Raw genomic sequence first — 11,953 nt, 5'->3', positions numbered from 1 at the left:
TCATTAAGTGAGACGGGGTCCCGGCCGAAAATAAGCGTGCGCAAATTATCCGGATTGGACTGAAACGAACTAAAGTTAGGCAAAGTTATTCATCCTTTCTTCATAGAATAGGAACAGCAGGCTTACCCGTAAAAAGACCCAAACCGTCGTCTGGGTCTTAAACATTTTTGCTTCCATCCTAGCTAGAACACAGCCTGTACGGATAAAATATGGTGGATTGAAGAGGATGACTGGGTTAACATAGCAAAATACGCAGATTCCCAAACAAGCCGGTTAAAACGGCATAATAGGAGAATATTATTAATGACATAATGATGAAGTGAACCTTAACGATTGGACGTTAAGGTTTATTTTTCTTAAAATGGTTAAAATAAGGCAGATACATATAAACCTATATAGATTGAACTTGAGAATTACATGTAGGGAAAAGTGGTGGAGGGGAATTTTGGAACTGTAGGAGCGACAGCGTCCGCCTTTAGGTTTGGATTTCTACCGCGATTCGCGGTTAAATTCAGGAAATCGAAACCTAACAGCGGCCGAAAGTCCAAACATTCTCTGGAGTCACGGCCAATCCCAAAATAGAAGAATTATAAGTTCAATCTATATAGCTTTAAAAAAATCTAAACGAAAAGAGGGATGGTTATGGATAGCTGTTTGTTTATTCATGGCTTCACCGGGGGAGAACACGAAATCTCTCCGTTGTCACGGTTTATGGAGCAGCATAATTACCATTCCAGGACCTTCACGCTTAAAGGGCACGGCGGCAGCAGAAAAGATCTGCTTCACTCGGACAGGCATGATTGGCGGCAAAGTGCCGAAGATGAATTAAAGAGTTTGCTGAACCAGACGGAGAGCGTTCATCTTATTGGTTTTTCTACCGGAGCGTTGATCGCTTCCCATCTTTCGGTACAATACCAAACCCGGATTAAGTCGCTTACGCTGCTGTCGGCGCCTGTGTTTCCGCTGAACGTGCTTGAGATTCTCAGAACGTTGGGCAGCCCAGCCATGCTCAGAAATTATTTCAGCAAATTCGGCTCGACGCCGGCGAAGGCCACCCGGGAGTTTCAACGGCTGGTCCGCGAAAGCTTTGAGGTCTATCCGCGCATCGAGATTCCGACCTTGATCGTGCAGGGCAGAAGAGATCATCTGGTGAAGACCAAAAGCGCCGGTTACCTGCAGCAGACCATTCCTTCCGGCCGCAAACAGGTGCTGATGGTGGAGAACAGCGGTCATATGGTTTGCCATTGCGATGATAGTGAGCGGATCATGAACGAAGTACTCCAGTTTATCGAGCGCTCAGGGGTTTCCTGAATAGTGTGTGGAAATAATATATCAAGCGCGGCTTGCAGAGCCTCTTTCACCGATTAGTGTGAAGCAGGCTCTTTCTTATTTATCAGAGTTGATTTGCATTGACAACGTATATAGTGCATGGTAATTTTTAAAGGGAAACCGGTTTCCCTAACGGTTGAGTTTGTCCGGAAAATTCCGGGAATGATAACAAAAAGGAGACTGAAAAAATGTCAAACCACTGGTTTTTGTACCATACGTCAGAAGATCCTTTTGCCTTTCCCGCTGGACCGGGAGCCCTGAAATTGCGGCTGTTTGTGCCTGCCGGACAGCATTTAAGCTGTACTGTGGTTCACTCCGACCGCTATGATTCCCCGGGCAGTGAACAACCACAGTCTATGGAGAAAATCGGTTCAGCCGGTGCCTATGAGATTCATGAGGCGGTAATCCGGACGGAAACCGGCAAATGCAGATATTTGTTCTATGTAAAAAATCCTACGGGTGATTATACATGGTACGGAGAACGGGGAGAGTCCCAAAACCGCGAACGTGCCGGGTCTTTTCAATACGCTTATCTGCATGCCGACCAGGCGCTGGAGCTGCCTTCATGGACGAGCGGAGCCATTGTTTATCAGATATATCCCAGCAGCTATAACCGTGGAACACTGCAGGGAATTACAGAAAAAATACCCTATCTGCAGGAACTCGGCGTGACCGCCGTCTACATGACACCTATCTTTGAATCTCCTTCAGAGCATAAATATAATACATCGGACTATTACAAGATTGATCCTGATTTTGGTACAGCAGAGGATCTCAAGGAGCTCGTCGCTGAGGCACACCGTCACGGGATCAAGGTGCTGCTTGATGCTGTGTTTAACCATTCCGGCGATACTTTTTTTGCTTTCAGAGATGTGCTTGAACATGGGGAGAATTCGCGGTATAAGGATTGGTTCTTTATCCATTCCTATCCGGTTGAGCAGTCTCCGGTTCCAACCTATGAGACCTTTGCAAAGGCCGAAGCCCAGATGCCCAAGCTGAATATGAATCATCCTGAAGTTGCTGATTATATGCTCGGTGTGGCCAAGCATTGGATTCGTGAAGCGGGAATTGACGGCTGGCGTCTGGATGTGGCCAATGAGGTCCATCCGCTGTTCTGGTCCCGGTTCCGCCGCGAACTGAAGGATGAATTTCCCGAACTGCTGCTGATTGGGGAAATCATGCATGCGTCCGGTCCGTGGTTAAGGGGTGACCAGTTTGATGGCGGGATGAATTATGTGCTGCGTGATGCGGTGCTGGAATTTTTTGCGGAACAATCCACGGGCCCGCAGCGGTTCATGGAGCAGCTGCTCCATATCGAAGCACTCTGCAATGATCAGGCTAACTCGGCAATGTTCCAGCTGCTTGGCAGCCATGATACCCAGCGGTTTCTGACAGCCTGCAAGGAAGGCGGCCGCGGCTGGAACCGGGCGGGTACGGCCCTCCAGCGGATGAAGCAGGCTATATTTTTTCAGATGACCTATATTGGCCTGCCAATGATATATTACGGAGATGAAGTCGGAATGGAAGGGGCCACCGATCCGCATTGCAGAAGACCGATGCTTTGGCACAGGCAGGAGCAGAATGAGGAACTTCGCAATTGGTACAAGGAGCTGATTGCCCTGCGGAAAGCACATAACGTCCTGCAAAAAGGCGCATTCCGTCCCTGGTTCACTGATGAGGCGCGTAATGTTCTCGGCTTTGTGCGGCAGGGTGATCAGGACCCAATAGGGCTGATTCTCAACAACTCCCCGAATCATTATCAGCTTGAGCTGAGCAGTTTCCGCCCTGACCCAAATGAACTGACCGACTTGTTGAGTGGAAGGACCATCCGGAATGCCAAACAGATTCTTGTGGAGATTGAACCGTTCGGCTGCCTGATGTTGAACTAGCCGAACGGTGCGGATGAAATTGCAAGGCCGGGCTCAGGTTCATGATTTGTTTTTCTTATTTTTCCTAAGTGTCCGGTACTCCTGATTCTCCCATTGCTTGAGCAAAGGATAAGGATCGAAGGCCCACTCTGTAATTCCCCGGTCGCGGTAGATGCCGTAATGCAGATGGGGAGGGAATTTGCCCTGAGTTCCGGGTTTGCCGTACCCCGAGCTGCCGACCCAGCCAAGAGTTTGCCCGGGTGTGACGATATCTCCGCGGGAGATGGATTTCTCATACCCGGCCAAATGGGCGTAATAATGATACCGGTTCTCGATATCGCGAATGCCTATTCTCCAGCCGCCAAAGCGGTTCCATCCCTTCGTCTCCACTACTCCAAAGCAGGTGCTGCGCACAGTCATTCCATGCGGGGTGAACAGATCCGTTCCCTCATGAATGCGCGCACCTCCCCAGCTTCTGCCGGTGCCCCATGTACTGCGGTAGGCATACAACGTTCCGACGGGCAGCGGAAAAGCGCTGCCTGACAGGTCGAGCCGTCCGAAATGCTCATACAGCTTAGAGAATTGCGCCACCCGCTGGGCCGCGCGGCCATTATGATAATACTCCCAAACTCCAATATTGAAGTCATTCACAGAGTTTCCATAATTCAGAAGGTGACGTGCCATGCTGTAGAGCACGTCGGCATCATTTGTGGGATCGGCGAGATCGTCCCCGGACCCGTCCTGCCCGAAACCGCCGAAGAAGCTGATGGAATCAGGCGATTTATCGGCCTGATCCGGATTCAGCGGACCGGACCATACCGGTGCAGGAATGGTGATGCTGGTAAGACGGGAAGAAGCGGACACTTCCGTGCTTCCCTTCTTCTTAGCAATCGTCCGCTCATACTGGTCAATCGCAGCGAATCTGAACCAGGGAATGCCGGTAGCAGCACTCATTTGCTCATAAAGCTCCTTGCGTGCAGTCTCAACATTCACCTTGCTGCCGGCAGGAACGCCGCTGGATTTGACGGGCGGGGGGTTATGCCCCCGGGTGGCAGCCGCAACAGCCGCTTCCCCGCCGCCCGACAGCAATAGGGCAGCCGACAAACAGGATACGGTGATCACTTTTCTATAATTTCTGAATGGGGCCAGCATGATAATAACCTCCTAAGTTCCGCCGTGGAATTGTATAATACATCGGACAGGTATTGACAGATGCACTTATTTTCTTTTAATTTGAAGCAAAAGGGATGTTTTTATCCGTACTTGTCTAAAGCTGCCAAGTTTGAACAAAATACCCTGCAGCTAGAGCAGCCGTCTGTCTGAAGTACAGAGCAATCAAGCTTGCAAGCTGTATTTCACAAAAACAGGCAAATGCCAATGGCACATGCTATAATATGAGGCAGCAACTTTTTAACAATGGAACTTATATTCAGGCGAAAGCGGGGTTCACCACTTTGACTAATAGAACAGCCAAACAACCCAAGCCGGAATGGATTAAAATCAAGTTAACGACCGGTGATAATTATCAGGATATTAAAGGCATGATGCGATCCAAAACTTTACATACCGTATGTGAAGAAGCACGTTGTCCCAATATTTATGAATGCTGGGCGAACCGTACGGCTACATTTATGATCCTGGGAGACATTTGTACACGGGCCTGCCGTTTCTGTGCCGTGAATACAGGTCTGCCCACGGAGCTTGACCTGCTGGAGCCGGAGCGTGTTGCTGAAGCTGCAGAAGGCATGAAGCTTAACCATTGTGTGGTGACAAGCGTGGCCCGCGATGACTTGAAGGATGGCGGTGCGGCGATTTTTGCCGAGACTGTTGCTGCTATTCGAAGACGTCTTCCGCTATGCAGTGTGGAAGTACTGATCCCGGATTTTCTCGGAGACCGGGACAGCCTGGAAATTGTAATGAACAGCCGCCCGGACATCCTGAACCATAATATAGAGACGGTAGAGCGGATGTCGGACCGTGTGCGGGCCAGAGCCAAATACCGCCGCTCTCTGGAGCTGCTGAGCCGGGCGAAGGAGATCAAACCAGATATTCCTACCAAATCCAGCATCATGCTAGGCGTAGGAGAAGAATGGGACGAAATACTTCAGGCGATGGATGATCTGCGGGCGGCAGATTGTGATATATTGACATTAGGGCAATACCTGCAGCCTTCCCCTAAGCATTTAAATGTGGAGAAATATTATCCGCCGGAGCAATTTGCTTTGCTCAAGGAAGAAGGACTGAACCGGGGCTTCAGTCATGTAGAAGCGGGCCCGCTCGTCCGCAGCTCTTATCGTGCGCATGAGCAGGTCAAGTCCGCTGCGAAAGCCCGTGAGGAGCGTTCAGTTTCACAGTAATAATTAAAATTTAGGGAAATAAAATTGCCTTCGTGACGGAGTCATAGGGTTTGTCTTTAGTCTTTAGTCTTTAGTCTTTAAGGTTTAGGTTTAAGGTTTTAGAGGGAAAAGGGCCGATTGTGAGCCGTAGGTGATCAGAGGCCCTTGGGTTAATGTTGTAGGTCCACCCCATCACGCGTTGATGGAGCCGTGGAGCTGAATTTCGAAATTGGAGGAGCGCCAGCGTTCGCCTTTGTTGTCCGATTTCAACCGCATGGCGGTTTAAAATGAAGAAATCGGACAACAACAGCGGCCGGAAATTCGAAATTCCGCGGAACGGCGGCTTATCAACGCCCCCGCTCCCATTATGCAAAAGAAAGGCAGGCGACACACGCTTGATCGTTATAGGTGGAAAAGGCTACGAGCTCATGTTGGATCATAAGGACGGCTGGAATCCGGAGGCGTTTCGCGGGAGATACAGCGAGGTGCTGGACCGTTACGATTATATTATCGGTGACTGGGGATACAGCCAATTACGTCTGAAAGGCTTTTACCGGGACAACCATCCGAAGGTGAACCGGGATACAGCTATTTCTGGCATGGTGGATTACATTAATGAATACTGCAATTTCGGCTGTGCCTATTTTGTTCTGCACAAATTGAAAGAGCAGCCGAAGGAAGGTACATTCAAGGATATCTTGATTAAAGAAATACCGGAGCCGGTGCTGGAGGAAGACCTTGAACAAGAGCCTGCCGAACCGGATGCTGTAATTAAAGAGCAGCGGGAATCGAAATCTTCCTACCCTAACCCGGCCCGCGACAAGGGTACTGGCGGAAACGGCAGGGATCATTCGTCTAAGGATAGACCTGTGCGGGAACATCAAAGCCGGAACCACCGGAATAAAGACAAAAAAGGCAATAAAGATTTTCAGGGCAGACAGCAGCAGAACCAACAAAGCCCGCAGAACCCGCAGAACCCGCAGAACCCGCCCCAGAATTCTTCCAACTAAGCAAAGGCGGCAACTGTCTTCTGTTCTGGGATTGGTACAAAACAAGGATGCCCCTCGCCATACATACATGGCTGCAGGGCATCCTTTGTTTCTGCTGTGCGATATAATCCGCTATTTAACGGATAATTTCAATTGTTTGAGTGCGGCGTCGTAGCTCCAGGTTAGCGCAGGGAACTTCTTTTTGAATGCATTGAGTTCAATGTAGGTCTCATCATTCTGGGACAGGGCTTCTTTGGAGGCCAAGGCGAAGCTGGAGATGCTGCCGGCTCCGTTCGTGACAAGCACTTTTTTGTTCTTTGCATCCCAGGCAACATCGCTCTCGACAAGGGTTGCCAGCACGCGTGCCGAAGCATAAACCTTGTCCCCTTGCTTCAAGAGACCGACATTTCCGGCAAAAGGACTTCCATTGATGTTCAGAATATGGTTATCTCCGGACGCTGTAATGTTGGTCATTCCAGCAATTTGCAGGGCGGTAATCAGCTGCGCGGTTTTGCTTTGGACTTCAATATCCGGCTTCAGGCCGATCTGGTTAAAGTCCTCCTTGTTCGGGGTCAGGTACTTTAAAGTCGTGAGCTTCAGTTCCCCGCCGTTGGATACGGGCACAAGGTTTTGAATTCTGGCTTTGCCGTATGTGCGGGTACCGACGATAGTCGCGAGCTTATTATCGCGCAGAGCACCGGTCAGGGCTTCGGAGGCACTGGCGGAGTTCTCATTCGTCAGGACGACGACAGGCACGCCGATTTTACTGCCACCTTTTATAATTTCCGGAGTTAGAGCGCCACTTTGGTCAGAGGTGTACATCATAATGCCCGATTCCATAAACTTGGCGGTAATGTTCTTGGCAACATCGATATAGCCGCCTCCGTTATTGCGCAGATCCAACACGAGCGATTTCATCCCGGCTGCCCGCATCTTATCCAGCATAGCGGAGAATTCCTTGTCGGCATTCTGCGTGAAGCCGCTTAATGCGATGTAAGCGATTTTCTGGCTGATAATTTTGCCGGTGACAGAGGTTGTTACCATACTTTTCAGGGTTACGTTAACGGATTTGGCCGCCCCGTTTCGGTTAACGGTTAGGGTCAGCTTGCTGCCTGGCGCTGCGCTAAAGGGATCGGCCTCAAGATCAGCGATGCCCGTACCGTTGATCTTCAGAAGAACGTCACCGCGTTTCAGACCCGCTTGTTCGGCGGGAGAACGGGGGGTGATTTCTTCAATGTACACCTCATTCCCATTTCTCGCCAGCGAAAAACCGATACCGACATATTCAAGCTCAAGCTGATGTTGAAATTCAGCGGCTTCGTCACTGTCGAGGTACATGCTGTAAGGATCATTGAGCGTATAGATCATTCCGTCAATTGCACCACGGATCAGGGTATCCTTGTCTACCCCTTCCACGTTGTAGGATTCAATATAGTCCATAATTTCGTTAATAATTTCTGTGTTTGAATCGGTCTGTGCGCTCTCTGCCGCTGAAGCAGCAGGTGCTAAGAGGAGGGAGAACACAAGACAGCCGCTAAGAACGGCCGACATGATTTTTCCGGATTTCATAAGTGCATACGCCCTTTTTTATTATATTTGATGATGCATTACAGCTGTCTGTCTTAAGATTATAATTGATCACCATCAAAACTAAGATTATAGGTTTCGTCAACCGTCCACGCACCGTCTTCTGACTTCACAAAGAGGAAGATGAGTGACTGCTTGTAGCTCTCCCCGCTATCGGCATCCTTAATGGTGGTTTCCGCATACACAGCGGCTTCTTCGTTAGAATAATAGAAGATATTCGAGTTATCCAGGGTATAGCGGTGATCATAGGTATCAAAATAGTCCTGCATATCCGACTTTGTTGCCGCATCGTACTCCTCCCCGTATGAGGTCATCAGGGCGGAGATAGCATCCGTATTCTCAGCACTCATATATTGATAATACTTGCTGAGGTTATCTTTGAGGGTTGCTGCTGTAGCTTGCGGCACAACTGCTGCTGTCATTCCCTGTTCACGGGTAAGGAGCACCGTTCTGTCTTGCACCTCCATCGAGGCGATCTTCCATTTCCCGTCCTTACGGACGAGCTCATACAAATATTCAATGTTCTCGTCAGGAATATAAACGCCGCCGGTTCGAACGGCTTTCTCAACCGTGACGGCAGTTGCTTCATTTCCCTGGATTTGCAGCACCATAAGGCTTTCAATTGTATTCTTGACATCATACAGCTCAAAGGATGAATCCATATCGGCTACCATTCCCTTAACGTCCTCACCTGCCTCCACAAGCGAATAAAAGCGACTGGCTTGTTCAGTATTATAATATTGATTGGCCAAATGAATTAAGGCCGTAATATCCTTCTCGTCGGTGATAGTGGACACAGCGGCTTTGATCTTGACGCTTCTGCTGCCTGAGTCCCAGACGGCTGTGCCGCCGGTAGCTTCAGCAATGAAACGCAAAGGAATATAAGTAGTGCCGCCGATGGAGAGGGGCGCTGTACTCATTTTTTTGACGGTTCCGTTCAGGGTAGCCCGGTTGCTGCCGATTTTGAGGCTGAGCTTAAGCGAGGAGCTGGTGCCGGTGATGGTTCCCGTCTGGGCATTATAGAGCACCTGAAGTCCAAGCTTTTCGAAGATGACACGGAATGGAACGAGTACAGTATTATTCTTAAGGTAAGGATTACCCGCAGTGAATGAAACATTGCTGCCGTTAATATAGACCTTAATCGGTTGTTCTGCGGCAAAAGCGGGGACTGCCAGCACAAGTGCCAGCAGGCTGGTGCCTAATAAAGATATTAATTTTTTCAACGGTTGTTCTCTCCTTTAAAATAAACATAACTATGTAAAATAGGTTCATTATACCAATGGAAATTCTCCCTGTCTATCAACTTGTGTTAGCTGTAATAGAAGAGTTTGTTAAACACCCCCAAGCATAAAAGAGCCGGGAATGTCGTTGCATTCCCGGCTTTCCCACCTCTGAAATTAGGACCAGCTCCCTAGACCAGAAAGGCTTCACGGACACGGTTCCAGAAAGGAAACGGGCGGTATCTGGCAAAGCTGATTTTTTTGTCGGATACCTGGCAACGGACGGAGACCAGGTCATCCACTGGAATATTGTTATGGTCAATCGTCAGCAGCAGGCGCTGGTCTTTGCGGGAAAAGATGTCGCAGTGATGGTGCTTGGGCAGCAGCAACGGCGAACCCATCGTACGGAACACACGATTGTTGATCGATGCAATTTCGGCAATTTGCAGCGCTTCAATCGACGGATGCACCATAGCACCTCCAAGACTTTTGTTGTAGGCGGTGCTGCCTGATGGCGTGGAGAGGCATAAGCCATCGCCGCGGAACATCTCGAAGGTTACGTCATTAATGTCAACCTGGATGACCACCGTTCCGTCAACACCTTTAAGGGTGAACTCATTCAGGGCAATATGCGAGGTGGAACCTGATTTTTTATGAATTTCCAGTTCTAGCAGCGGATACTGCACGATACGCGGTTTATGTGGCATGGAGTCACCCACTCCGCACATATAGTCGATCAGTGTCGGAAGCTCTTCCGCTTTCCAATCCGCATAGAAGCCCAAATGTCCGGTATGCACACCTACAAAAGCCAAATTGGAAATCTGATCGATAAAGGTATGAAAAGCGTGCAGCATAGTTCCGTCACCGCCAATGGAAATGACGATTTCAGGAGATTCGGCATCCAGCTCCAGGTTCCGCTCCGCCGCCAGCTTGTGAAATTGCTCCGCAAGTTTAATGGACAATTCGTCTCCGCGGTCCAGAACATAATATCTCAAGATGTACAGGCTCCTTTGTATGATTCAGTCATACACCGATCATAATCAATCTTGACCCGGAACACAATATTAGAGCGATGAAAAGACTGTCCTTCTTGCGTATATTGTTCAGTATCCTTTCAGGATTAATGCCGCCGCCATGTGCGTGCTGCTATGCCGGATAACATTATAAGCAGCGACAGCAGCAAAGCCCCACCCAGCAGCAGGCCAAGCAGGCTTAGACTGGAAACGAAAGCAGAGGCGGGAGAAGCAAGCCCGGAAGCGGCAGGCAGTGCATTCCAATGCTCTGACAACCCTGAGCTTATAACAGGCTTCCAGAGCAGCAGCAGCAAGCCCGCTGACAGAAAGGCGTGGACCAGTCTGGCAAGCATGAAGGGGAGATAACGCAGTCCTGTGCCATTCAGGATGCTTGCGACCTGGGCATGTACGGATAATCCGCCCCAGGAGAGAATAAAAGCAGCTGCAGCTGCTTTGAAATGCAGCGGAATTGAAGCCGTCGCCTCACCGGCGGAACGGGCACCCAGGGTAACCTCGAACAGGCCGCTGACCAGAGCCGCCGACAATTCAGGCGGGAATCCTGCCAGAGAGAGGATACGGTCGGTCAGTCCAAACAGTGTCGACATGATTCCGGCTCGGGCCAGCAGCTCCATCAGCACGGTGAAGAATACAACCAGCCCTCCTACGACAATAATAAGCAGCAGCGAGGATTGCACAGCACCCATAAGCAGCTCGCCGAAGCTCCGCCCGTCCCTGTGCCGGGCTTCGGCCATGGAGCTCAGTGCCATGCGCAGCCGCCCGGAGTTTTGTCCACTAGGGGGAGTCTGATTTTTAGCGGATAATGTATGCTCTTTCCGTCCATGGAAGGACATCAGCAGGCCTACGATCAAGCCCCCTCCGTAATGGGCAAGCGCCAGGACTAGTCCTAAAGAAGCATCATGAAAAAAACCGACCGATACGGCACCCAGCAGAAAAATAGGATCGGAGGAGGTGGTGAACGCAACGAGGCGCTCCCCTTCTACCCGGTTGACCAGGCCCTGTTCCCGCAGCTTTGCGGTTAATTTGGCACCAACTGGATATCCTGATACATATCCCATGGCCGCCACAAATCCGCCGCTGCCGGGAATATTGAACAGCGGCCGCATCAAAGGGTCCAGCAGCGCCCCGAAGAGATGAACTATGCCGAGGCCGAGCATGATTTCGGAAATGACAAAGAACGGAAACAACGAGGGGAACAGCACGTCCCACCAGATGGCCAGCCCGCGCAGCGCTGCAGCCAGAGCGCTTGCCGGATGAACCAGCATCAGCAGCATGCAGCCGGCAAAGATGAGGCCTAGCAGGGGGCCGGTAATCTTCTTCAAGATCATAGTCAACGCCTCCAAGCTCTATGGTTAGATGTATGCCAAAAGAAGGACAAACAGCACAAAAAAAATGCAGAAAGCGGTTACAAGACGCGATGCATTTTTGCTTGAATTATGATATTATTAAATTAATCAATGCACACCTTTTTTAGAGTAATAATTAGGGATGGAGTGATGGTGATGAGCGTAGTTGCCGGAGTTCTCGTTTGTGCTTTTGTATATGTTATCCGGATCTCTCTCGTCCCTCCTGGTGATGAGGAATTTCGGACCT

The 11,953-nt window shown here is 49.9% G+C and carries 9 protein-coding genes; 4 read left to right on the top strand and 5 right to left on the bottom strand.

The window, feature by feature from the left end; all coding sequences use genetic code 11:
- Nucleotides 1-642 precede the first annotated feature (642 nt).
- Both NST99_RS28295 and NST99_RS28290 read left to right on the top strand, forming a co-directional pair.
- Nucleotides 643-1,311, top strand: coding sequence for an alpha/beta hydrolase (locus NST99_RS28295; RefSeq protein WP_341096145.1), 669 nt, complete (start codon nucleotides 643-645; stop codon nucleotides 1,309-1,311).
- Between the two features lie 206 nt (nucleotides 1,312-1,517).
- The gene (locus NST99_RS28290; RefSeq protein WP_341096144.1) at nucleotides 1,518-3,218 is read left to right on the top strand and encodes an alpha amylase N-terminal ig-like domain-containing protein; all 1,701 of its coding nucleotides are present in this window, start codon (nucleotides 1,518-1,520) and stop codon (nucleotides 3,216-3,218) included.
- Nucleotides 3,219-3,257: 39 nt separating this feature from the next.
- On the opposite strand, the gene NST99_RS28285 is transcribed toward NST99_RS28290, so the two are convergent.
- Entirely contained in the window at nucleotides 3,258-4,349 is a 1,092-nt protein-coding gene (locus NST99_RS28285) for a M23 family metallopeptidase (RefSeq protein ID WP_341096142.1), read from the bottom strand.
- A gap of 242 nt (nucleotides 4,350-4,591) precedes the next feature.
- Between NST99_RS28285 and lipA the strand changes: the two genes are divergently transcribed.
- The gene (gene lipA, locus NST99_RS28280) at nucleotides 4,592-5,554 is read left to right on the top strand and encodes a lipoyl synthase (protein ID WP_341096140.1); all 963 of its coding nucleotides are present in this window, start codon (nucleotides 4,592-4,594) and stop codon (nucleotides 5,552-5,554) included.
- 266 nt (nucleotides 5,555-5,820) lie between these two features.
- Nucleotides 5,821-6,543, top strand: coding sequence for a YutD family protein (locus tag NST99_RS28275; protein ID WP_341096138.1), 723 nt, complete (start codon nucleotides 5,821-5,823; stop codon nucleotides 6,541-6,543).
- A 111-nt stretch (nucleotides 6,544-6,654) separates the two neighbouring features.
- Here the strand turns inward: NST99_RS28275 and NST99_RS28270 are convergent, their stop codons facing one another.
- The 4 genes from NST99_RS28270 to ylbJ form a co-directional block, all read right to left on the bottom strand.
- On the bottom strand, nucleotides 6,655-8,091 hold the full coding sequence (locus tag NST99_RS28270) for a S41 family peptidase (protein WP_341096136.1): 1,437 nt from the start codon (nucleotides 8,089-8,091) through the stop codon (nucleotides 6,655-6,657).
- Nucleotides 8,092-8,150: 59 nt separating this feature from the next.
- Nucleotides 8,151-9,332, bottom strand: coding sequence for a copper amine oxidase N-terminal domain-containing protein (locus tag NST99_RS28265; protein ID WP_341096134.1), 1,182 nt, complete (start codon nucleotides 9,330-9,332; stop codon nucleotides 8,151-8,153).
- Nucleotides 9,333-9,520: 188 nt separating this feature from the next.
- On the bottom strand, nucleotides 9,521-10,324 hold the full coding sequence (locus NST99_RS28260) for an NAD kinase (RefSeq protein ID WP_341096132.1): 804 nt from the start codon (nucleotides 10,322-10,324) through the stop codon (nucleotides 9,521-9,523).
- 125 nt (nucleotides 10,325-10,449) lie between these two features.
- Entirely contained in the window at nucleotides 10,450-11,688 is a 1,239-nt protein-coding gene (gene ylbJ, locus NST99_RS28255) for a sporulation integral membrane protein YlbJ (protein WP_341096131.1), read from the bottom strand.
- Nucleotides 11,689-11,953 lie beyond the last annotated feature (265 nt).

Source organism: Paenibacillus sp. FSL L8-0470 (assembly GCF_038008625.1).
GTDB lineage: Bacteria > Bacillota > Bacilli > Paenibacillales > Paenibacillaceae > Paenibacillus_AQ.
This window is presented reverse-complemented; position numbering and strand designations above follow the sequence as displayed.

What these genes read in the sequence shown, in the direction of transcription:
- NST99_RS28295 (WP_341096145.1), top strand. Translation starts at nt 643, where the DNA reads ATGGATAGCTGTTTGTTTATTCATGGCTTCACCGGGGGAGAACACGAA.
- NST99_RS28290 (WP_341096144.1), top strand. Translation starts at nt 1,518, where the DNA reads ATGTCAAACCACTGGTTTTTGTACCATACGTCAGAAGATCCTTTTGCC.
- NST99_RS28285 (WP_341096142.1), bottom strand. Translation starts at nt 4,349, where the DNA reads ATGCTGGCCCCATTCAGAAATTATAGAAAAGTGATCACCGTATCCTGT.
- lipA (WP_341096140.1), top strand. Translation starts at nt 4,592, where the DNA reads ATGAGGCAGCAACTTTTTAACAATGGAACTTATATTCAGGCGAAAGCG.
- NST99_RS28275 (WP_341096138.1), top strand. Translation starts at nt 5,821, where the DNA reads ATGAAGAAATCGGACAACAACAGCGGCCGGAAATTCGAAATTCCGCGG.
- NST99_RS28270 (WP_341096136.1), bottom strand. Translation starts at nt 8,091, where the DNA reads ATGAAATCCGGAAAAATCATGTCGGCCGTTCTTAGCGGCTGTCTTGTG.
- ylbJ (WP_341096131.1), bottom strand. Translation starts at nt 11,688, where the DNA reads ATGATCTTGAAGAAGATTACCGGCCCCCTGCTAGGCCTCATCTTTGCC.